Genomic DNA, 21531 nt, shown 5'->3' with positions numbered 1-21531 from the left:
TTTTTTTCCGTACATTTATTTCTTAGTATTATCGTCTTTAGAAATATTCCCAATTGAACCTCTCATCTCTGTATCTGCAGAGATGTTTTGAATATTCATATAATCCATTACCCCGATATTACCTGACTTCAATGCTTCAGCCATGGCAAGAGGAACTTCAGCTTCTGCTTCCACTACTTTTGCCCTCATCTCTTCTACGCGAGCACGCATTTCTTGTTCCTGCGCAACAGCCATTGCTCTTCTTTCTTCAGCTTTTGCTTGGGCAATTTTTTTATCAGCCTCAGCTTGGTCAGTCTGAAGAATCGCTCCAATATTTTTACCGATATCAACATCCGCAATATCAATCGACAGGATTTCAAAAGCTGTACCTGCATCTAACCCTTTGTTTAAAACGGTCTGTGAGATCATATCTGGGTTTTCCAATACCTTTTTGTGATTAGATGAAGAACCTATTGTCGATACGATACCTTCCCCTACACGGGCGACAACTGTTTCCTCTCCTGCACCACCAACAAGACGCTCAATGTTGGCACGAACGGTGATTCTTGCCTTCGCTTTTACTTCGATACCATCCATTGCCACACCAGCAATAAATGGAGTTTCGATAACCTTTGGATTTACACTCATTTGAACTGCTTCTAATACGTCCCTTCCTGCAAGGTCAATAGCAGCTGTTCGTTCAAAACTCAATTCAATATTTGCTCGTTGTGCTGCAATTAATGCATTAACTACTCGATCCACATTTCCACCAGCAAGATAATGACTTTCCAGTTGATTTGTTGTTAAGGATAATCCTGCTTTATGTGCTTTTATCAATGGATTAATTACACGACTTGGAATAACGCGACGTAACCTCATACCAATCAGTGTGAAAATACTAACACGAACTCCAGCTGCCATAGCGGAAATCCATAGTGCTACTGGAACAAACGTAAATAATACTGCTAGCAAAATAATGCCAATGAAAACAGCAACTAATAAAAATACCGTTCCTGGTGCTAAAACCATATCAATCATCCCTTTCTTATTCTAAAATCCTTACGACAATTCGAGCTCCTTCTGTTTTGAGCACTTTTACTTTACTTCCCTTTTTAATAAAGGAGCCTTCTGTCACGACATCCACTCTTTCTTCTTCAAAAAGGACAGTCCCTGAAGGACGTAGGTCTGTCAATGCCACGCCTTCCATACCAATTAAATCAAGACGGTTTTTGTTTGAAACATAGCCTTGTTCTGTTTTGGTTGCATCGGTTAAGATAATACGTCTTAAAAATTTCATCTTTTTACCAAACACCTTTACCATTAGGATTGATACCACTAAGGATACCACAATGGCTATCAGAATTGATATCGTCATATGGACAATATTTCCACTAGCCAGGAATAAACTGCCTATTACCGCAATTACCCCAAGAACACCCCAAATGGCCCCTGGGAGGAATAACTCTAAGACGATTAATACAATACCTAACGCAAACAATAACAAAGTTTCATACCCTGCCAACCCTGCGACTGTGTGGCCATAAAAGAATAGCAATAATGAGGAAAGCCCCATAAAGCCTGGTAACCCAAAACCAGGGGAATATAATTCAACTACTAAACCTAAACTCCCGATTGTTAATAAAATAGGAACAACCACGGGATGTGTTATAAAACGGGCCAGCTTTTCTGCAAAACTCTCTTCAACACTTCTAACTTCCGCAGATTCCAAACCTATTTTCTTCAAAAGTTCTTCTTTTGTTGTAACCGTTCCCTCGCTATAGCCGATTTCCTCTGCCTGCTCAGCGGTTAGGGTTAACAATTTGCCCTTCTCTGCCCCTAATTCAGGTAGGTCTATATTTTCATCTGCCATAGCTAGTGCAAACTTGGGATCTCTTCCGTACTGTTCAGCAGCTGTTTTCATCGCTGCCAACCAATATGATTGAGCTTTTTTATCTGCAGCGTTGCCTTCTGTGTCAATAATTGCAGCTGATCCCATTGTCGAACCTGGTACCATATAAATTTCGTCTGCGTTCAATGAAATGTAAGCTCCAGCTGAAAGGGCTTGGTTATTAACCCATGCTACAGTTTTTATGGGTGAATCAGACAGTAGTTTACCAATCTTCGCAGCTGCATCTACTGCTCCACCAGGTGTATTGACTTCCAAGATAACTGCATCTGCCCCATTTTCTTCAGCTGTATTAATCGCTCTTTCCAAAAACGCATAGAGCCCTTTTTCCACTGTATCTTCAACTGGTACTATGTAAACAAGGTCATTAGAGCTTTTGGATGTTTGTGGAAGAATACAAAGGACTAATCCTAATAATAATGCCACTGTTGAAATGATTTTACGTAATATAAGAATCCCCCCCTTCATAATTACCTAAAAAACGATTACTAGTTTCTACGAATATGTTTATAAAAAGTTTCACGACATGAAAGAATTAACTTCTTTAATTAATACATACTAAAAAGCCGTAAGCATAATGCTTACGGCTTTAAAAGCGAGTTTAAGTAAGATGTTGTTGTACTAATTTGTTAACTAGAGAACCATCCGCTTTACCTTTAACTTTCGGCATAAGCGCTCCCATTACTTTACCCATGTCAGCTTTAGAAGTAGCTCCTACTGCAGCAATTGTCTCTTGTACAATCGCAGAAACCTCTTCCTCTGATAGCTGCTGTGGCATATATACCTCAACGTAATTGATTTCGGTACGGGTTTTTTCAACGAGGTCATCACGACCAGCGTTAAGAAACTCTTGGAGGGAGTCTTTGCGTTGTTTTAATTCGCGAGAAAGGACCGTTAACTCTTCGTCAGCTGTCATTTCCTGCTTTTGAAGTTTAATTCCTTCATTTTGAAGGGATGACTTAAGCATTCTAATGACAGATAACTTGTCTTTTTCCTTGTTCTTCATCGCTTGTTTCATATCATCATTTAAACGCTCGAGAAGACTCATATTTCCACCCTCTCTTACCATTTACGTTTTCTAGCTGCTTCTGACTTTTTCTTACGTTTTATGCTTGGTTTTTCATAAAATTCGCGCTTTCTAGCTTCTTGCAGTGTACCCGTTTTAGATACAGAGCGTTTGAAGCGACGAAGAGCATCTTCAAGCGATTCGTTTTTACGAACGACGGTTTTAGACATCTCTTTCCCTCCCTCCGAACACAACACACTAACTCATAGTTGAATCATGATTAAATCATGTACCTACCGATTATAATATATTGATATTTCAAGGTCAACTACTATTCCAAAAATATGAGCCAACCAGTCGATTAATTATGTATAGTTTGGAGATAGATTTGAAAAATATTCATGAACCTCTCGGCTCGTCCATATGAATGAAGTATGAGACTTGCCGGGGTGATGAATTTGAAAGAGCTAATGCTTTTTTGTTTATTTATTTTAATTTTTTTATTCGGGATGTATTTATTAAGATCAGGTTTATTTAATTTATCAGGAAAACGTATGAACGAGGCACTAAAATCAATAACAGATAAACCATGGAAAGGATTTTTAGCTGGGACTTTCATAACTGGAATCTTGCAAAGCAGCTCTGCTGTGACAGTAATGACAGTTGGATTGGTATCTGCAGGAAGCATGGGTTTCCAACAAAGTATTGGCATCATTTTAGGCTCTAATATCGGTACTACCGTTACGGCTGAATTCATGACATTTCCTTTAGAAAAAGGAATAGTACCGGGTGCAATCATAGGTGCAGTCCTAATTCTTTTCTCCCATTACTATTTACGCAGCATAGGTTTCATCATATTCGGTCTAAGTTCAATATTCTCTGCCATTGAGGGTTTTAAGTCACTAGCTATCCCTTTATCTTCATACAAATACTTTTCAACCATAATGAATGAAATGGAGCAGCATTTATTCATTGCATTAGTTGTAGGAGCAATTCTAACTGCCATTATCCACTCGAGTTCGGCCACCATAGGCATTTGTATGGGTTTCTTAGCCAGCGGAGACCTATCCGTTCAATCTTCGATCAGCATTATGCTTGGAGCGAATATCGGAACTTGTGTGACTGCTTATCTTGCAAGCGTCGGTGCAGGGAAAGAAGCGAAACTTACCTCCTACGCACATATTTGGTTAAATTTATTGGGAGCGATATTCTTCTTCCCATTCATAGGACAACTTGAAGCAGCTGCTGCCTTTTTAACGGAAGTAAAAAGCGTCCAACTGGCCCATGCGAGTGTGATTTACAATGTCATTTGCTCATCTGTCATGTTGCCTTTTTCGGCAGTATTTAGCAAATTCTTAATTAAGATGCATGGCCGTGAATGATATATGTAATAGGGTTTTCGTAAAAGAATAAAAATTTTAAAAACAGGATCCTTTTCTTAAAATGCACAAATCTGAATTACTGTGCTGATATTCCTAATAAAAAGTACAAACCTGAATTATTGTACATAAATCTCAAATAAAAAGCTTAAAGCTGAATTACCGTGCACAAATCCCTTGTAAAAAGCACAAACCTGAATTGTCGTGCACAAATCCCTTGTAAAAAGTATAAATCTTTATTACCGTGCACAAATCCCTTGTAAAAAGCATAAAACTGAATTACCGTGCACAAATCCCTAGTAAAAAGCATAAATCTGATTTATCGTGCACAAATCCCTAGTAAAAAGCATAAAACTGGATTTACCGTGCACAAATCCCTAGTAAAAAGCATAAATCTGATTTATCGTGCACAAATCCCTAGTAAAAAGCATAAAACTTGATTACCGTGCACAAATCCCTAGTAAAAAGCATAAAACTTGATTACCGTGCACAAGCTCGGAAGATATAAGAAAAAATGCATCGTTTTTAATAAAAAAAGACCAATCCAGTCAAAATAATCCTCGGATTGGTCTTTTCTTTTATATTTTATACGGCAAAAACAATTTCTTCTTTTACAACTTTGACAAATTGACCTTCGTTGTAAGGGTAGCCTGCCTTTGCAATTTTCACCATTACAATTTCCCCAACCATTTCTTCAGTAGCAGGGAATACAACTTTTAAGTAGTTGTCTGTATATCCAACATAAAGATCGTTCTGTTCTCCATCATTAAAGCGTTCTTCTGGAATGACCTCCAATACTTCACCTTCGAATTTGGAAGCATATTCTTTTGCAAGTTGATCGGAAAGTGCAATCAATCTGTGAACGCGATTATTCTTGATTTCTTCATCCACTTGGTCATCCATGCGTGCTGCAGGAGTTCCAGTACGCTTAGAATATGGGAAGACATGAAGCTCAGAAAATTGATGTTTCTCAATAAAACTATAAGTCTCCATGAATTCTTCTTCTGTTTCTCCAGGGAATCCTACAATTACATCTGAAGTTACCGCCAGACCAGGTAGAGCCTCTTTTAGACGGTTTAATCTCTCTCCGAAAAACTCCATTGTGTATTTGCGTCTCATTCTTTTAAGGACTGTATTAGAGCCAGATTGTAACGGAATGTGAAGATGCCTTACAACTTTCTTAGAATTGCGCAATACATCAATTACTTCGTCAGTAATTTGACTTGCTTCAATAGAAGAAATACGGATTCGTTTTAAACCATCCACCTGTTCTTCCAGATCTCTTAAAAGCATAGCCAGATTATAATCCTTCATATCTTCACCGTATCCACCTGTATGGATACCAGTAAGAACGATTTCTTTATAACCAGCTTCCACTAATTGCTGTGCTTGTCTAATCACTTCTTTAGGATCACGAGATCTCATTAAACCTCTAGCCCAAGGAATGATACAGAAAGTACAGAAGTTGTTACAGCCCTCTTGGATTTTAAGCGAAGCTCTTGTTCGATCCGTAAAAGCAGGGACATCTAACTCTTCATATACTCTTGTTTTCATGATGTTTCCTACGCCATTAATTGGTTGGCGATCTTTGCGGAACTCCTCAATATATCCCAGAAGTTTATTTCTGTCTTGAGTACCTACTACTATATCTACTCCGGGAATCGCCATAATTTCTGCTGGAGAAGTCTGAGCATAGCATCCAGTTACACAAATAACAGCGTCTGGATTTTTTCGGATCGCACGACGAATAACTTGACGACTTTTTTTATCGCCTGTATTCGTAACCGTACACGTGTTGATGACATAAACATCTGAGCTACCTTCAAAATCAACACGATCATAGCCATCAGCTTTAAATAATTGCCAAATGGCTTCCGTTTCATAATGGTTTACTTTACATCCTAATGTATGGAAAGCAACAGTTGCCATATAATCACCCCAAAAGTTCAAATTGATACGAAACAGCAGCCAATGCGTATAACGGAGCTGTTTCTGTACGCATAATCCTAGGTCCTAATCCACAAGAAATAAAACCATTGTTTTCTAATTCATCTATTTCGGAAGAGGATAATCCTCCCTCTGGTCCAAATACAAATAGCAGACTATCTCCGCTTTTGGCGGATTTTAAAACTTTGGCGAGTGCTGAAACCTCTCCTTGTTTTGCCTGCTCCTCGAATGCAACAACTTTATGTGTAAATTCTGTAGAAAAAGCTAGTAAGTCCTTCAATTTTTTAGAATCATAAATGATTGGTAAAAAAGAGCGATGGGACTGTTCAGCTGCTTCCTTTGCAATCTTTTGCAAGCGTTCAAGTTTTTTTTGTGACTTCTTATCATCCCATTTGACTATTGAACGATCAGCAATAAAAGGGACAAACCCACTGGCTCCAAGCTCAGTCCCTTTTTGGACAATGTACTCAAGCTTATCCCCTTTAGGCAAACCGCTCGCAATAACGACCTTTATCGGTAGTTCATTCGTTTCATCTATCCATTCTATAACGTTACATATTACTTGTTCATTGGTAATTTCTTGTATCTCCACTCTACATGTTTTTCCAGTGGTTAAAGTACATAGAATCATGTCTCCTGGAGACATGCGCATAACTTTACTAATGTGTTTGACATCTTCACCAGAAATATTTATTTGCCCACTATTTGGATCAAATTCCTCAATAAAATATCTTTGCACTACTGCACCCGCTCCTAAGAAAAGTCCACGTGTTTAATCATGGTGATATTATACAGGAAGGAAAAAAAAGCGCAAACCCAAACAACTTATGAGTGGCCTGCGCTCTTTTTCATTAACCTTTTTTCTTCGCAATGAAAGCAATCCAATCTTCCATTGCCAAGGTTTCTACAATCTCAAATCCGGATGCTAATAGCGCATCTTTTACATCCTGTTTCTTTTGCTGGATGATTCCTGAAGTAATAAAGTATCCTTCTGGCTTTAAGATGTTTGCTGCATCATCTGTAAAACGGACGATGACTTCCGCTAAGATGTTTGCAACCACCACATCCACTTTTTCCTTGACTCCATCCAATAGATTTCCTTGAGAAACAGATACTACATCTTGAACTTTGTTCAACTTCACATTTAGCTTTGCAGATTTGACCGCAACTTCATCTAAATCTAATGCAGTAACACTTTTTGATTTCAATAAAGCAGCTGCAATACTTAACACACCTGAACCAGTTCCTACATCGACAACGGTGTCTCCTGCATTGACTGTTTTCTCTAGAGCTTGGATGCACATTACTGTCGTTGGATGAGTACCAGTGCCAAATGCCATTCCTGGATCTAATTCGATAATCAACTCATCACTATGAACCGGTTCATATTCTTCCCATGTAGGCACAATGGTGAACTTTTCAGAGATTTTAACTGGGTGATAATACTTCTTCCATGCAGTTGCCCATTCTTCCTCATTCACTTCCGAAATAGTGACAGAATTCAAGCCAAGGTCAATATCATAAATGATCAAATTATTAATTGCCTCTTTGATTTCTTCTACTGTTTCACCTAGAAAACTCGTCACAGGCAAATATGCTTTGACGATAACTCCTTCAGTTGGATAATCATTTGGGTTGAGCTGATAAATTTCCCCAAATTGGTCTTGTCTTTCCTTCACCAATTCAGCAGGATCTTCAATTACAACGCCGCTAGCCCCAGCTTCATGAAGGATATTCGATATAGGTTCAACCGCTTCATTTGTTGTGTGGATCGCAATTTCTGACCATTTCATATTAACCGCTCCTATCTGTTCTTCACCTATTCGCCTTTAAATGCCCGTTTCATTTTCGCAAAAAAACTATCTGCCTGTTCATCATGGTGCTGTCCACTTATTTCTGCGACTTCACGCAATAATTGCTTCTGCTTTTCGGTCAGTTTAGTTGGAGTGACAATCTTCGTTACAATATGCTGGTCACCTTGACCGTAACCTCGTACATTTTGGATACCTTTTCCTTTTAATCGGAATCGAGTCCCAGTTTGTGTACCTGCTGGAATTTTTAGTTTCACGTTTCCATGCAGGGTAGGGACTTCAATTTCATCCCCTAGAGCTGCCTGTGCAAATGTAAGTGGGATTTCACAGTATACATCGTCTCCATCGCGCTCAAAAAATTCATGGGACCTTACGTGGAATACGACATATAAGTCACCAGGAGGGCCACCATTTATACCAGGTTCACCTTGTCCTGACACACGTAGCTGTTGACCATCATCAATACCTGCAGGAATTTTAACATTGATTTTCTTACGTGTCTTAATCTTTCCTGCTCCACCACATGTCGTACACTTATTCGGAATGGTTTTACCTTTTCCTTGACATACATGACATGCTCTTCTGTTCACGATGCGTCCAAAAGGAGTGTTTTGTTCAACACTAACCTGTCCACTACCACTACAATGTTTACAGGTTTCAGGATGTGTACCTGGTTTAGCTCCAGTTCCTTTACATGTATCACAGTTTTCTTCCTTAGGGATTTCGATATCTGTTTCTTTTCCGAAAGCAGCATCCTCAAAGGACAATGTCATTGTATATTGCAAATCTGCTCCTTGGCGTGGGGCATTCGGGTCACGGCGACGACCACCGCCACCACCAAAGAAAGTACTGAAAATATCTTCGAAACCACCGAATCCACCAAAGTCAGATCCACCACCAAAGCCTTGATTTGGATCAGTGTGACCGAATTGATCATAATGAGCACGCTTTTGATCATCACTTAATGATTCATAGGCTTCTGTAAGTTCTTTAAATTTATCCGCCGCATCCGCTTCTTTGTTGATGTCTGGATGGTATTTTTTTGAAAGCTTTCGATATGCTTTTTTTATTTCGTCTTTTGATGCGCCCTTTGAAACTCCAAGAACGTCATAAAAGTCACGTTTACTCATAAGTTATCCATCTCCCGAGTTCTTTCACATAAAGATTATTCTACCACTCTAATATCGCATGTCGCAACATGGAAAAAGCCAAAGCCTAATAGTATGACTTTGACTTTTTCAGCATTGAAATTAGGTTCCTTACTTGTCTTTATCGTTTACTTCGGTATATTCAGCATCAACTACGTTATCGTCTTTTGCACCTGCAGGTTGACCTTCTGCTCCTGCTTGTTGTTGTGCTTTTGCAGCCTCTTCATAAAGCTTCACTGTCAAGTTTTGGACGATTTCTGAAAGTGCATCTTTCTTTTCACGAATATCATTTAAGTCGTTCTTTTCGATCGCAGCTTTCAAAGCATCTTTAGCCTCTGTAGCTTTTGCCACTTCAGCTTCATCCACTTTTCCTTCTAGGTCTTTTAGTGTCTTTTCTGAAGCAAACACTAATTGATCCGCTTCGTTGCGTAGTTCAACTTCTTCTTTACGTTGTTTGTCAGCTTCAGCATTATCTTCCGCTTCGCGAACCATACGTTGGATCTCATCATCAGATAGTCCAGAAGAAGACTTAATTGTAATGGTTTGCTCTTTGTTTGTGCCAAGGTCTTTTGCACGAACGTTTACGATACCATTTTTATCAATATCAAATGTTACTTCGATTTGAGGGATCCCTCTAGGTGCTGGAGGAATATCAGATAATTGGAAACGTCCAAGCGTTTTGTTATCGCCAGCCATTGGGCGCTCTCCCTGAAGAACATGGATATCTACCGCTGTTTGGTTGTCAGCAGCTGTTGAGAACACTTGAGACTTACTTGTAGGGATTGTTGTATTACGATCGATTAACTTTGTAAATACAGCTCCCATTGTTTCAATACCAAGTGACAGAGGTGTTACATCAAGTAATACAACATCCTTAACATCACCAGTCAAGACACCACCTTGAATTGCAGCACCCATCGCTACAACCTCATCTGGGTTTACTCCTTTATGTGGTTCTTTGCCGGTTTCCTTTTTAATAGCCTCTTGAACAGCCGGGATACGAGTTGATCCACCTACAAGAATGACTTTGTCGATTTCTGACGGATTTAATCCTGCATCTCTAAGAGCTTGACGAGTAGGTCCCATCGTACGCTCAACTAAACCTGCAGACAATTCTTCAAACTTAGCACGTGATAAAGAAAGGTCTAAATGCAACGGTCCAGCTTCACCAGCAGTGATGAATGGTAGTGAAATTTGAGTTGATGTTACACCAGAAAGGTCTTTTTTCGCTTTCTCAGCAGCATCTTTTAAACGTTGAAGCGCCATTTTGTCTTTAGAAAGATCAATGCCGTTCTCTTTTTTAAATTGTTCTACTAAATAATCGATGATTACTTGGTCAAAGTCATCTCCACCAAGACGATTGTCCCCAGAAGTTGCTTTTACTTCAAAGACACCATCGCCAAGTTCAAGGATAGAAACGTCAAACGTTCCGCCACCAAGGTCAAAAACAAGGATCGTTTGGTCTTCATCAGTCTTATCTAGACCATATGCTAATGCTGCAGCAGTTGGTTCGTTGATGATACGCTCAACTTCTAATCCTGCGATTTGACCTGCATCTTTAGTCGCTTGGCGTTCAGCGTCATTGAAATATGCAGGAACAGTGATGACAGCTTTGGTTACTTTTTCACCTAAGTATTCTTCGGCATAAGCTTTTAAGTTTTGAAGGATGATAGCAGAAACCTCTTGTGGAGAATATTCCTTACCTTCTGCTTCTACTTTATAATTAGTGCCCATATGGCGCTTGATTGACATAATAGTGTTCGGGTTTGTGATTGATTGACGCTTTGCCACTTCCCCAACTTGTCTTTCACCATTTTTAAACGCTACAACAGAAGGAGTCGTACGATTGCCTTCTGGATTTGGAATTACCTTTGGCTCCCCACCTTCTAAAACGGAAATGCAGGAGTTAGTAGTACCTAAGTCAATACCAATAATTTTACTCATGTTATAGTAACCTCCTAAAATATATTATGTAGTCTATTCGTTCACTTTGACCATTGCAGGGCGTAACACACGATCCTTGAGAATATAGCCTTTTTGAAACTCTTCTACGACTACATTGGATTCAAAATTTTCATCTTGGACTTGCATAACAGCTTGGTGTAAATGCGGATCGAAAGGTTGCCCGACCGAATCCATAGCTTCAACACCTTCACGCTTCAAAGCTTCCATGAATCCTTTATACACCATATCCATACCTTGCATTAAAGACTTAGTTTCTTCGTGCTCAGCTGGAACTTTCAATGCACGTTCAAAATTATCTAGAGATTGCAATAGGTCTGATGCAAGATTCTGAACTCTATATTTTTGTGCCGCTTCAAGGTCTAACTTAGAACGGCGTCTTGAATTTTCAAAATCGGCTTGTAGACGAAGATATCTATTTTCCCATTCACTGGCCTTCGCTTCTAATTCAGCTAGTACATTCTGTACACTAGTACCTTCTTCAGTAGCCTCTTGGCTTTCTTCAGCGAATACAGGTTCAACAGTATCATGATCTTGAACTAATTCTTCGTTTAACGTTTCATTCTTTTTTTCTTCTGACATCAATCTCACCTCCCTGAAATTCTGCACTTAAAAGTACATATTAAAATTCTATTAACAAATGCAAGCCATCCGTTTCAATTAGGTATAGCTTGCATTGCATTCACATAAGCAGTCCATACTCACTATTTCCATGGAGTTTATTTTTGATACAGGTTTGTCATCAGCTTGGAAATATCGTCTGAGAATAATTTTAATAAGCTGATTACTCTAGAATACTCCATACGAGTAGGTCCGAGGATGGCTATCGTCCCAACCTGTTCATTCCCCATGGAATAGGAGGCAGTTATTAAACTGCAATTTACCATGGCGGGGTCTTTGATTTCTTTGCCAATCTTGACATGAATCCCAAGCGGATTTTCTTTAATTAGGTGGTACATTTCTTTCTCGTGTTCAATAAGAGATAGCAACGTACGTACCTTCTCAATGTCATGGAATTCTGGTTGGCTAAGCATATTTGTTTTACCACCAAAAAACAGCTTTTCCCCCGTTGGAATAACAATCGAGTCTGCTATTGTATTGATGATCGAATCATAGTTGCTTATATGCTGACGCAACAAAATCGCTACTTCTTTATAGATCTTGTCACGAAGCTCAATCAACGGGACACCAGCAAGCCTCTCATTCAAAATATTGACCATTTTCTCAATCTCCATCATATTGAATCCTGGAGGCAAATTAATCATTTTATTTTCCACGTGGCCCGTATCTGTAACAATAATTGCAACCGCGGTCTCCTGATTAATTGGGATGATCTGAATACGCTTAAGCTTATGGTCCAGCATCTTTGGTCCAAGGGCAATGGCTGTATAATTGGTCATTTCGGACAATATTTTGGCTGAACGCTGGACTACTTTTTCTAGTTCATAAATGCGTTCCTCGAAAATTGATTTCAACATCACAACTTCATCAGTTTTAAGCTTCTCTGGGGCTAGCAAATGATCTACATAATAGCGATACCCTTTTTCGGATGGTACTCGTCCAGAAGAAGTGTGGGTTTTTTCAATAAACCCTAAATCTTCTAAATCAGACATATCATTCCTAATAGTTGCCGAACTAAAGGTAATTTCCTCTTTTTTCGACAAACTACGAGATCCAACCGGTTGAGCTGATTGAATAAAATCATCGATGATAACTTGTAAAATTAATAACTGACGATCAGTTAACATGAATGATCACCCCTGTTAGCACTCTTATGTACTGAGTGCTAAATCTATTAATAAATTATCAGATGGCACTTACGCTGTCAACGGTTTAGCTTAGTAAAAATTCAAATTCAATGTCAATTTTTCAAAGAGGAACTTCCTTCTCTATATGGATCATAATACCCCGATAAATGCTTGAAATACTTCATTCCCAAGCAATTTCCCTTGATGGGTAAGGCAAATGGAATCCCCATCCACTTTTATCAACTGTTTCGCACACAATTCGTTAATTTGGTTTTTAAACAAATCAATTGGAGATTTGTCGAATTTACGACAAAATTCTTCCATGGACACCCCTTCGGTTTTACGCAAGCCTAAAAACATTTCTTCTTCCATTTTTTCAACGATTGTTACTTCGTGGACATCAATAAACGGAAGTTTTCCTTGATGAATTGGTTCCATGTATTTTTTTAATGGACCGTAATTTGCAACCCTTGTATTTTCAATATAACCGTGTGCACCGGCTCCGAAACCAAAATATTGGTCATTGTTCCAGTAAGTAAGATTATGCTTACTCTCAAATCCTGGATTCGCAAAATTACTGATTTCATATTGTCTTAAACCCCGTTTATCCATCTGTTCCATAAGCAGTTCATACATAGCTGCCTCAGTTTCTTGAGGAGGCAACGATAGTTTACCCTTTTGCTGGAGGTTGTAAAATACGGTTTTTGGTTCCACGATCAACGAATAGCCAGAATAATGAGGTAGTCCAAGAGCCAATGCCTCATTTAGCGTTTCCTTAAAATCATTTAAAGTTTGGCCTGGAAGTCCATAAATAAGATCAATCGAGATGTTAGTAAAACCTGCTTTTTGAGCTTTTTCTATAGACTCATAAATATCCTTAGGCTTATGGGTCCTACCAATTTTCTTTAGTAGCTCCTCATTAAAGCTTTGGACTCCAAAACTAAGACGATTTACGCCTAACTTGAATAAAACCTGTAGCTTCTCATCCGAAAGGTCCCCTGGATTTGCCTCAAAAGTATATTCAATGTCATGCTCGTCATAAGGAAGTATTTCTTTTATTGAGAGACAAAGCTTTTCAAGCTGTGCTTCATCAAGTGCAGTAGGGGTACCACCACCTACAAAAATGGTGGTAAGCTTCTTTGTAGGATATTTTTCTAAGGCTAGTTTCATTTCCATTTTAAGGGCGTCTAAATATTCATCTACTGGTTGGCCCTTAACAAACATTTTATTAAAATCACAATAATGGCAAATATGCTGACAGAAAGGTATATGGATATAGGCGCTTTTTGTCATTTTGCATTCCTTCTTTCCATTTGAAACAAAAGAGGCTAGCGGATATTAAGTCCCCTCTAGCCTCCATGCATCGTTATTTTTTCGGTGTAGTGTCGTCCATTTTTAATACTGCCATGAAAGCTTCTTGAGGAACTTCTACAGAACCTACTTGCTTCATGCGTTTTTTACCCTCTTTTTGCTTTTCAAGCAATTTACGCTTACGGGAGATATCTCCACCGTAACATTTTGCCAATACGTTTTTACGCATTGCTTTAATGGTTGAACGTGCAACGATTTTTTGGCCAATGGCAGCTTGGATTGGCACTTCGAATTGTTGTCTAGGAATTAGTTCTTTCAATTTTTCAACGATGACTTTTCCTCTTTCGTAAGCAAAGTCTCTATGAACAATAAAGCTTAGCGCATCGACCTTTTCAGCATTCAAAAGGATATCCATTTTCACAAGCTTAGAGGCTTTGTATCCAATTAATTCATAATCGAAAGAAGCATAGCCTTTTGTACTTGATTTTAATTGGTCGAAGAAATCATAAACTATCTCAGATAACGGAATTTCATAAACAATATTAACACGGGTCTCATCCATATATTGCATGTCGATGAAAATTCCACGCTTCTCCTGACAAAGTTCCATAATAGCACCCACATAATCATTAGGAGCCATCATGGTTGCTTTTACATAAGGTTCTTCAACCGATTCAATTTTTTGGGCATCAGGCATATCAGAAGGATTATCTACCCGAATTTCAGTTCCATCCGTTTGTTTCACATGGTAGATAACGCTTGGTGCCGTAGTGATCAGGTCAATCTTGAATTCACGCTCAATACGTTCTTGGATGATTTCCATATGAAGCAATCCTAAGAAACCACAGCGGAAACCAAACCCTAGTGCTTGTGAAGTTTCTGGCTCGAATTGTAATGCAGAGTCATTTAACTGCAACTTTTCAAGTGCCTCACGTAAGTCAATGAAACGAGCAGAATCGATTGGATAAAGTCCACAATATACCATAGGGTTCAACTTACGGTAACCTGGAAGTGCCTCAGTAGCACCATTCTTCGCGTTGGTAATTGTATCACCAACCTGAGTATCCCCAACGTTTCTGATCGATGCGGCTAAATAACCTACATCTCCCACTGTAAGTTCATCTTGAAGCACTGCTTTTGGTGTAAATACACCAACTTCGGTTACTTCAAATTCCTTACCAGTTGCCATCATTTTTACTTTGTCTCCTACCTTCACTGACCCTTCAACAACACGGATGAATGAGATAACACCTCTGTAAGCATCATAGAGGGAATCAAAGATCAAAGCTTTTAATGGAGCTTCAGGGTCTCCTTGTGGAGGTGGCACTTGCTTCACCACTTGCTCAAGAATTTCTTCTATTCCGATACCAGCCTTTGCGGAAGCCAAAACCGCTTCAGAAGCATCTAATCCAATCACTTCTTCGATTTCATTTCTTACTCTCTCAGGATCCGCACTTGGAAGATCAATCTTGTTAATGACTGGAAGAATTTCCAAATCATTATCCAATGCAAGATACACATTTGCTAATGTCTGGGCTTCTATTCCCTGAGCAGCATCTACGACTAGGACAGCTCCTTCACAAGCAGCCAAACTTCTAGAGACTTCATAAGTGAAGTCTACATGACCTGGGGTATCGATTAAATGGAAAGTGTATTCCTCTCCATCCTTTGCTTTATATTTCAATTGGACAGCATTTAGCTTAATGGTAATACCACGTTCTCTCTCAAGATCCATTGAATCTAGCAACTGGGCTTTCATTTCACGTTGAGCTAACGCATTTGTTTTCTCCAGGATACGATCGGCCAACGTTGATTTACCATGGTCGATATGTGCAATGATGGAGAAATTGCGGATATTTTTCTGTCTTTTTAATTTATCTTCTAAATTCATCTATTTTCACTCCTGTAATTCGACACAAATACACTAGCATTGATTATATCAATACAGGTTACAACATTCAATGTATGATTGTAAGAAAAGAGGAAGGCGTAGAAAAGCGAAAGCAAAACAAAAAAAAACAGCCTATTGGCTGCTTAGAAAAATTATGAACCTGATAATAAACCAACTATAGATTGGACAATCTCGCTTATACCATTAGACAACTTTTTTCCAATTGAAGAGAACAAATTGAACGCTTCCATGTCTTCCAATTGTTTTTTCTTTGTTTCAAGATCATGGCTTGTCACTTTTTGTCCTAACACCGAAGCTTCAACGCCCTTTTTCCCCTCATCAACTGTAAAAGCACTATAGAGAGCAGGATCATCGTAACCCTTCATATTTTTCATGCCTTCGTTGGCTTTTTGCATACCGAACAGGACTCCAAAAAACAATATCAATACAACAAGCATGCTTTTCAACATAAATTTGATCAAGGTAACACCTCTCTAGAATGCCGTTTATTTTTTTTCTGACTCAGCCGAAGCATTGACCGGTTCTGCATCATTTTCAGCCCAGTAATATTCACTGAAAACAGTGGTGAAAGCTTCAACCGATGCATAGAGCTCTTCAAAAGTATTGTCAACTCCGCCAAATTCTATAAGCATGGCATTTCCTGAAAGATCTTGATTGTACTTTCCGTTGAAATTTGCTCCCTGTTGTTTAATGACACCCCTTGATAATCCTGGATATTTCTTTTCCATTAGATGGTGTAGCTTTTCAACAACAGCGTAATTCTTTTTATACTGCGCATTATTACCGCCAATGATAAAAGCAAGTTTTGCATAGTTCTTCCCTTTGATGTTCACTGTAGTGTGTTTCTTTCTTTTAGAATCACGATGAATGTCTATTAAATAAGTTAAATCTTTGTTTGAAGCCATTGCTTGTTGAACGACCCCTCTTGATTCTTGGTACGCCTTAGGGTAGGTTAAGCCTTTTTTAGTTAAGCTTCCCATCACATCTGTAGTATCAACAACTGTACCGATTCCTTTTTCTTGGAGCTCTTTGGTCATCTTTTCCCCTATCTTAGTAATATTAATTTGTGAATGTTGTGCCTTATTTGGATTCGTGACGCCCTTTAAGTAAGGTAGAAATGATTCTCTATTATGAGTATGGTAAACGTAAACCACTTTTTTCCCGTTAGTAGTTGCAGGAGGTGTAGGGTTCGGATTATCCTTGATAGTCTCAGCGAGCTCCTCAAGATTCTGTAAAGCAGCATCTCTTTCAGCTGTTAAAACCGCAAGTGGAGGAGCAGATTCATATGGCATATTCGTATAGTTTGTTCCCATACCAGCAAGTAAGATATCACTATCAAAAATGGAGAATCCAGGAAGTTCCCTACCAAGCAGGCTCCTCGGATCGTCTAATGAAATATTGGCACTATACTTTAACATTTCTTTTTGGATTGACACTTTTTTCTTGGCTGGAATGGCCTGTTTAAAATATTGATTTTCTTGTGCAAGGAGAGAATAAAGCATTTCACCGGAAAATATACTAGTCGCTTCATTGACTGATTGAGAAGAAAATCTTAATTCTGGTTTCATAGAAGTTAAAATCCCACTGACTGAGAATATAAACAACATCAAAATGACAACGGAAAAGAATCCTTTAACTATGGTATTTCCTTGGATAATTGTAAATCGTTCTACGTCTAAATTACGTCTCATACTATCACCCTTTCCAAGCTTGTCTATTAAATGCTTATGTATTTACTAGAGTAGATAGAACGAAAATTTTGTATCTTGTTTTGAAATAGATAGAACTTCTTGAATACTATAAAAAGAACATATCTAGTATTACCATTTTCAAAAAGAAATTCTGCACAAAAAAAGAGAGAAGGCGGTTTTCGCCACCTCTCTTATCTAGTGTAGAATCCTGTATTATCTTGATTTACTGCTTCATGTAACGCTGCATTCAAACCATTGGCAATAAGGTTTGCCGTATCCTCAATGAATACATCCACTTCTTTCGGAGTGACCATTAAGTTATGGCCAATCGGTGATAATACTTCGTATATCAATTTTCTCTTTTCTTCATCGGGTAAAGTCCCAATCATACCAAGGAATGTTTTACGATGTTCTTCTTCCGGTAAATCTTCATCTGTTAGCTTTTTCTTTTTCCCAAAATTGAATCCAGCAGGTGCAAGGGACCTAGAAGGACGATTTCCTTCTTTCATTTCCTTTCCGAAATGCTTTAGGATGAAATCTATTGTATCGCTCGTAATAGAAACAGCGTCCACAACGGTAGGAACACCAATTGCAATGACCGGTATGCCTAAAGTTTCCTTACTTAACTCTTTTCTTTTGTTACCTACACCTGAGCCAGGGTGGATACCCGTATCAGATATCTGAATCGTTGAATTGACACGTTGTAAAGATCTTGCAGCCAATGCATCGATGGCTATTACAAACTCCGGCTTGGTTTTTTCGATAACGCCATGAATGATATCGCTTGTTTCAATTCCCGTAAGCCCCATGACACCAGGTGAGATTCCGCTAACTGGACGAAACCCTTCTTCCACTTGTGTAGGCTCTAATTCAAACATATGCCGAGTAATCAACAAGTTTTCTATGACAGAAGGTCCTAAAGCATCAGGAGTTACATTCCAATTTCCTAATCCAACCACTAAACAACTGCTATCCTTTGTCAGGTTAAGCTTTTGCAAAAAATAAGAGAACTCCTCGGCAAATACTTTTTCAACCCTTTGTTGAATATCCGTATTCTGGTCACGAATCCCTTGCACTTCTATTGTTATGTAACTTCCTTTCTTTTTCCCAATCGCCTTTTCCCCTTCTTCAGTAATCTCCACTAATGAAACCTTTATATCATCTACATCTTTTTCCTTAATAATGACCCCTTCAATTTTTGAAAGGTTTTCTGTACTTGTGACTCCTCTTTCAGCAATGGCCATTTCATTGGCTTCTAAAGCTAAGTCAGTTCGGATCGAGTATTTAGATAAATCCAGGTTATTATTCAATTCGATAGCCTCCCAACATATATAGGATTATTTTTTCCAATCATTGATTTCTCATTCTGCATTTTTTTGTAGATTATTTTTAAAAATAGAGCTATAATAAAAGCTATCGTTCCTTTATCCCTCAAAGATACTTGAACGAATGGTATTGCAATATAAAAGACAGTCTGTTAGAATATCTTTTGTTGCGAATTGTTTATGATTTGTCGAGTTAATATAATCTCGATGTCTTTGTAGGAGGTGAACGGAATGCCAAATATTAAATCTGCCATCAAACGCGTAAAAACTATCGAAAAAAATAGACTTCAAAACGCTACTGCTAAATCTGCAATGCGTACTGCTGTTAAGAATGCAGAAGCTACTATTACTAACAATGATGAAAACGCAAAAGACGCTCTTTTATTGGCTGTTAAGAAATTAGACAAAGCTGCATCTAAAGGATTAATCCATAAAAATGCGGCAGCCCGTAAGAAATCTCGTCTTACTAAAAAGCTAAATGCAGTAACAAACGCTTAATGAGAACGATCCTCCTTGGATCGTTTTTTCTTTTGTCTTGGTTATATCCGTAAACTATGTTCCTATTTAACAAGGGAAATGTTGATTTCCACTCCAGGATGCTCGCTTTCCGCGGGGCGGGCGGTGAGCCTCCTCGGCGCTTTACGCCTGTGGGGTCTCACCTGTCCCGCTGTTCCCGCAGGAGTCTCGCACCTTCCGTTTCAATCAACCTGCTTTTTATCCGTTTGCCTTAAAAACTAATTTAGAACCCTTGTTTTAGACTTTTTTCTAAGAAAAACCATAAATTATTTTCTTCCTCTACAACAAAAAAGACCAATGAAGGTCTTTTTCTAATCCACTATGAATGAGCCCTATGCAATTTCAAAATGATCAATTCCATCAATAATGCTTTGTCCATTTGCCCCGTTTTCATTTTATAATCCGCATCTGCTAATTCATTAATCAGGTACAGCAATTCTTTTGTCTGAAACATTCTTGTTTTTTCCATCGCAAGTTTTACACGATATGGATGCACCTTAAGTAAACCAGCGATCCTTTGTTGTTGGTAGCCCTGATTAGTTAGCTCTTTCACTTGGTATAATAATCGAATTTGACCGGCCATGATACTGACAATTTTTATCGGTTCCTCATTTTGCCTCAATAATTCCTGTAGGATTTCAATTGATTCTGCGACATTCCGATTTAATATTTTTTCAACAAGTGTGAAGACATTTTGTTCAAATGATTTTGATACGAGCTTTTCAACGATTGGCACTGTGATCCTTCCATTTCCACCGAAGAATAATGCCATTTTATCTATTTCACTCGACAACATCATCAAATTTGTTCCATTCAAAGCCATTAGTGCTTGCGCTGCATCGTTATCGATTGCTATCCCTTGGGCAATCACCCGTTCTTGGATCCAGTTTACCAGGTCATTCTCGGAAAGCTTTTTTGCTTCTACAATGGTAGCTTTTCGCTTCAATTCTTTCGTTATTTTTTTCCGCTCATCAAGCTTTTCATAAGGGGCCACAATAACTACAATTGAAAAAGGAGCTGGATTGTCGATATATTGCTCTAACCTTTTTATATCATGCTCCACTTTTTCTTTCGTTTTTTCAGCCGTCAAAAAGACCGGGTTTTGTAAAAATACGATTCGTTTCTCTCCCATGAATGGAAGTGTTTCCGCCTCCTCCAACGCTACTTCGACTGGAGTTTCCTCAAGATCGAATACGGAAAAATTAAAATCTAATTCTTCCGGTTGGAGGACATGATCCACCATAATTCTCTTTGTTTCATTTATTAGAAATGGCTCGTTGCCGAATAGTAAATAAATGGGCTGAAATTGTTGTTTTTTTAAGCTTTTCCAAACGTCTGTTACCAAAATGCATCGCCTCTTTTGTTTTCATATTACAATGGTAGCCATGCTTGTACATTTTGGCAAGTATAAGAGGGAATTGATACGAATAATCAATTCCCTCAATCTATATAAACGTCAGGAAAGCAAGACCCGGGTCCCTTACTTCCTCAGACGGGAAGAGCGGCTGGTGATTTGAACCGCTTTGTGGTATTATTTTTACCCCACAATTGTAAACTATTTGTGACAACTCTTGTCAGTATAGGAAAACAAATCGTGAGTTGTAGATTTTTTTTTTGGAATCGCTTATACTAAAATAGAAATAGGAGGGTTTAGACATGAATCAATTTGAAAAGAATGTACAATCAAAGCGTAATGATGCAATTGATTCCGGTGTAGGATTCATCGTTTCTTTTGGATTCTTCGCTACTATGTTCGTTATCGCAACAGTTATCCATTTCTTTGGGTCATAATTTAATCTTTACATAGGCCTTCTACTCAGAAGGCCTCCCTTATGCCCCTGTGGCACTACCACGAAACTGCGTTATAGCAGTTTTTTTCTTTTTTATCTT

At 38.6% G+C, this 21531-nt stretch carries 20 protein-coding genes; 3 read left to right on the top strand and 17 right to left on the bottom strand.

Translation table 11 applies throughout. From position 1 onward, the window contains the following. Positions 1-15 precede the first annotated feature (15 nt). The 4 genes from floA to rpsU form a co-directional block, all read right to left on the bottom strand. Positions 16-1008, bottom strand: coding sequence for a flotillin-like protein FloA (gene floA / locus G3O09_RS12875; protein WP_163101899.1), 993 nt, complete (start codon positions 1006-1008; stop codon positions 16-18). A 16-nt stretch (positions 1009-1024) separates the two neighbouring features. Then, positions 1025-2353: an NfeD family protein gene (locus G3O09_RS12870; protein WP_163101898.1), complete on the bottom strand. Its 1329-nt coding sequence runs from the start codon at positions 2351-2353 to the stop codon at positions 1025-1027. Between the two features lie 133 nt (positions 2354-2486). Beyond that, the gene (locus tag G3O09_RS12865) at positions 2487-2933 is read right to left on the bottom strand and encodes a GatB/YqeY domain-containing protein (protein ID WP_163101897.1); all 447 of its coding nucleotides are present in this window, start codon (positions 2931-2933) and stop codon (positions 2487-2489) included. 14 nt (positions 2934-2947) lie between these two features. Continuing rightward, positions 2948-3121 carry a 30S ribosomal protein S21 gene (gene rpsU, locus G3O09_RS12860; protein ID WP_009333009.1) on the bottom strand — a complete coding sequence of 58 codons (174 nt, stop codon included), beginning with the start codon at positions 3119-3121 and terminating at the stop codon, positions 2948-2950. A gap of 204 nt (positions 3122-3325) precedes the next feature. Between rpsU and G3O09_RS12855 the strand changes: the two genes are divergently transcribed. After that, on the top strand, positions 3326-4273 hold the full coding sequence (locus G3O09_RS12855) for a Na/Pi symporter (RefSeq protein ID WP_338048410.1): 948 nt from the start codon (positions 3326-3328) through the stop codon (positions 4271-4273). Positions 4274-4855: 582 nt separating this feature from the next. Here G3O09_RS12855 and mtaB read toward each other — a convergent pair. The 12 genes from mtaB to gpr all read right to left on the bottom strand — a co-directional run bounded on the left by mtaB (position 4856) and on the right by gpr (position 19110). Next, positions 4856-6199, bottom strand: a complete 1344-nt coding sequence (gene mtaB / locus G3O09_RS12850; RefSeq protein ID WP_163101895.1) for a tRNA (N(6)-L-threonylcarbamoyladenosine(37)-C(2))-methylthiotransferase MtaB — start codon at positions 6197-6199, stop codon at positions 4856-4858. Between the two features lie 4 nt (positions 6200-6203). Next, on the bottom strand, positions 6204-6956 hold the full coding sequence (locus tag G3O09_RS12845; RefSeq protein ID WP_163101894.1) for a 16S rRNA (uracil(1498)-N(3))-methyltransferase: 753 nt from the start codon (positions 6954-6956) through the stop codon (positions 6204-6206). A 112-nt stretch (positions 6957-7068) separates the two neighbouring features. After that, complete coding sequence (gene prmA, locus G3O09_RS12840; RefSeq protein ID WP_163101893.1) at positions 7069-8010, bottom strand: 50S ribosomal protein L11 methyltransferase; 942 nt, start codon at positions 8008-8010, stop codon at positions 7069-7071. A gap of 26 nt (positions 8011-8036) precedes the next feature. After that, complete coding sequence (dnaJ, locus tag G3O09_RS12835) at positions 8037-9158, bottom strand: molecular chaperone DnaJ (protein WP_163101892.1); 1122 nt, start codon at positions 9156-9158, stop codon at positions 8037-8039. Between the two features lie 129 nt (positions 9159-9287). Then, entirely contained in the window at positions 9288-11120 is a 1833-nt protein-coding gene (gene dnaK, locus G3O09_RS12830) for a molecular chaperone DnaK (RefSeq protein ID WP_163101891.1), read from the bottom strand. A 33-nt stretch (positions 11121-11153) separates the two neighbouring features. Continuing rightward, the gene (grpE, locus tag G3O09_RS12825) at positions 11154-11720 is read right to left on the bottom strand and encodes a nucleotide exchange factor GrpE (RefSeq protein WP_163101890.1); all 567 of its coding nucleotides are present in this window, start codon (positions 11718-11720) and stop codon (positions 11154-11156) included. 137 nt (positions 11721-11857) lie between these two features. Further along, entirely contained in the window at positions 11858-12886 is a 1029-nt protein-coding gene (gene hrcA / locus G3O09_RS12820; RefSeq protein ID WP_163101889.1) for a heat-inducible transcriptional repressor HrcA, read from the bottom strand. Between the two features lie 150 nt (positions 12887-13036). Continuing rightward, a complete protein-coding gene (gene hemW, locus G3O09_RS12815; RefSeq protein ID WP_163101888.1) occupies positions 13037-14179 on the bottom strand; it encodes a radical SAM family heme chaperone HemW in 1143 nt (380 codons plus the stop codon). A gap of 73 nt (positions 14180-14252) precedes the next feature. After that, complete coding sequence (lepA, locus tag G3O09_RS12810) at positions 14253-16088, bottom strand: translation elongation factor 4 (RefSeq protein WP_163101887.1); 1836 nt, start codon at positions 16086-16088, stop codon at positions 14253-14255. A gap of 152 nt (positions 16089-16240) precedes the next feature. Continuing rightward, complete coding sequence (locus G3O09_RS12805; RefSeq protein WP_163101886.1) at positions 16241-16570, bottom strand: YqxA family protein; 330 nt, start codon at positions 16568-16570, stop codon at positions 16241-16243. A gap of 24 nt (positions 16571-16594) precedes the next feature. Continuing rightward, positions 16595-17800 (bottom strand): stage II sporulation protein P, encoded by a 1206-nt coding sequence (gene spoIIP / locus G3O09_RS12800; RefSeq protein WP_163101885.1) that lies wholly within the window; start codon positions 17798-17800, stop codon positions 16595-16597. 191 nt (positions 17801-17991) lie between these two features. Further along, positions 17992-19110: a GPR endopeptidase gene (gpr, locus tag G3O09_RS12795; RefSeq protein WP_163101884.1), complete on the bottom strand. Its 1119-nt coding sequence runs from the start codon at positions 19108-19110 to the stop codon at positions 17992-17994. Between the two features lie 246 nt (positions 19111-19356). On the opposite strand from gpr, the gene rpsT reads away from it, so the two are divergent. After that, entirely contained in the window at positions 19357-19623 is a 267-nt protein-coding gene (gene rpsT / locus G3O09_RS12790; RefSeq protein ID WP_163101883.1) for a 30S ribosomal protein S20, read from the top strand. 337 nt (positions 19624-19960) lie between these two features. Here rpsT and holA read toward each other — a convergent pair whose 3' ends face one another. Further along, a complete protein-coding gene (holA, locus tag G3O09_RS12785; RefSeq protein ID WP_163101882.1) occupies positions 19961-20986 on the bottom strand; it encodes a DNA polymerase III subunit delta in 1026 nt (341 codons plus the stop codon). A gap of 311 nt (positions 20987-21297) precedes the next feature. Here holA and G3O09_RS12780 point away from each other — a divergent pair, with 311 nt between their 5' ends. After that, positions 21298-21432 (top strand): YqzM family protein, encoded by a 135-nt coding sequence (locus G3O09_RS12780; protein WP_163101881.1) that lies wholly within the window; start codon positions 21298-21300, stop codon positions 21430-21432. The last annotated feature ends 99 nt before the right edge of the window (positions 21433-21531 follow it).

This window comes from Peribacillus alkalitolerans (genome assembly GCF_010882125.1).
Classification (GTDB): domain Bacteria; phylum Bacillota; class Bacilli; order Bacillales; family DSM-1321; genus Bacillus_BN; species Bacillus_BN alkalitolerans.
The sequence above is the reverse complement of the archived record's forward strand: the minus strand, read 5'-3'. Positions and strand labels throughout refer to the sequence as shown.

Bases quoted from the DNA above. Each gene is read 5' to 3' on its own strand.
- prmA (WP_163101893.1), bottom strand. From the start codon at position 8,010: ATGAAATGGTCAGAAATTGCGATCCACACAACAAATGAAGCGGTTGAA.
- hrcA (WP_163101889.1), bottom strand. From the start codon at position 12,886: ATGTTAACTGATCGTCAGTTATTAATTTTACAAGTTATCATCGATGAT.
- G3O09_RS12870 (WP_163101898.1), bottom strand. From the start codon at position 2,353: ATGAAGGGGGGGATTCTTATATTACGTAAAATCATTTCAACAGTGGCA.
- mtaB (WP_163101895.1), bottom strand. From the start codon at position 6,199: ATGGCAACTGTTGCTTTCCATACATTAGGATGTAAAGTAAACCATTAT.
- lepA (WP_163101887.1), bottom strand. From the start codon at position 16,088: ATGAATTTAGAAGATAAATTAAAAAGACAGAAAAATATCCGCAATTTC.
- G3O09_RS12865 (WP_163101897.1), bottom strand. From the start codon at position 2,933: ATGAGTCTTCTCGAGCGTTTAAATGATGATATGAAACAAGCGATGAAG.
- grpE (WP_163101890.1), bottom strand. From the start codon at position 11,720: ATGTCAGAAGAAAAAAAGAATGAAACGTTAAACGAAGAATTAGTTCAA.
- dnaK (WP_163101891.1), bottom strand. From the start codon at position 11,120: ATGAGTAAAATTATTGGTATTGACTTAGGTACTACTAACTCCTGCATT.
- G3O09_RS12855 (WP_338048410.1), top strand. From the start codon at position 3,326: ATGAGACTTGCCGGGGTGATGAATTTGAAAGAGCTAATGCTTTTTTGT.
- G3O09_RS12780 (WP_163101881.1), top strand. From the start codon at position 21,298: ATGAATCAATTTGAAAAGAATGTACAATCAAAGCGTAATGATGCAATT.
- floA (WP_163101899.1), bottom strand. From the start codon at position 1,008: ATGGTTTTAGCACCAGGAACGGTATTTTTATTAGTTGCTGTTTTCATT.
- rpsU (WP_009333009.1), bottom strand. From the start codon at position 3,121: ATGTCTAAAACCGTCGTTCGTAAAAACGAATCGCTTGAAGATGCTCTT.
- dnaJ (WP_163101892.1), bottom strand. From the start codon at position 9,158: ATGAGTAAACGTGACTTTTATGACGTTCTTGGAGTTTCAAAGGGCGCA.
- hemW (WP_163101888.1), bottom strand. From the start codon at position 14,179: ATGACAAAAAGCGCCTATATCCATATACCTTTCTGTCAGCATATTTGC.
- rpsT (WP_163101883.1), top strand. From the start codon at position 19,357: ATGCCAAATATTAAATCTGCCATCAAACGCGTAAAAACTATCGAAAAA.
- spoIIP (WP_163101885.1), bottom strand. From the start codon at position 17,800: ATGAGACGTAATTTAGACGTAGAACGATTTACAATTATCCAAGGAAAT.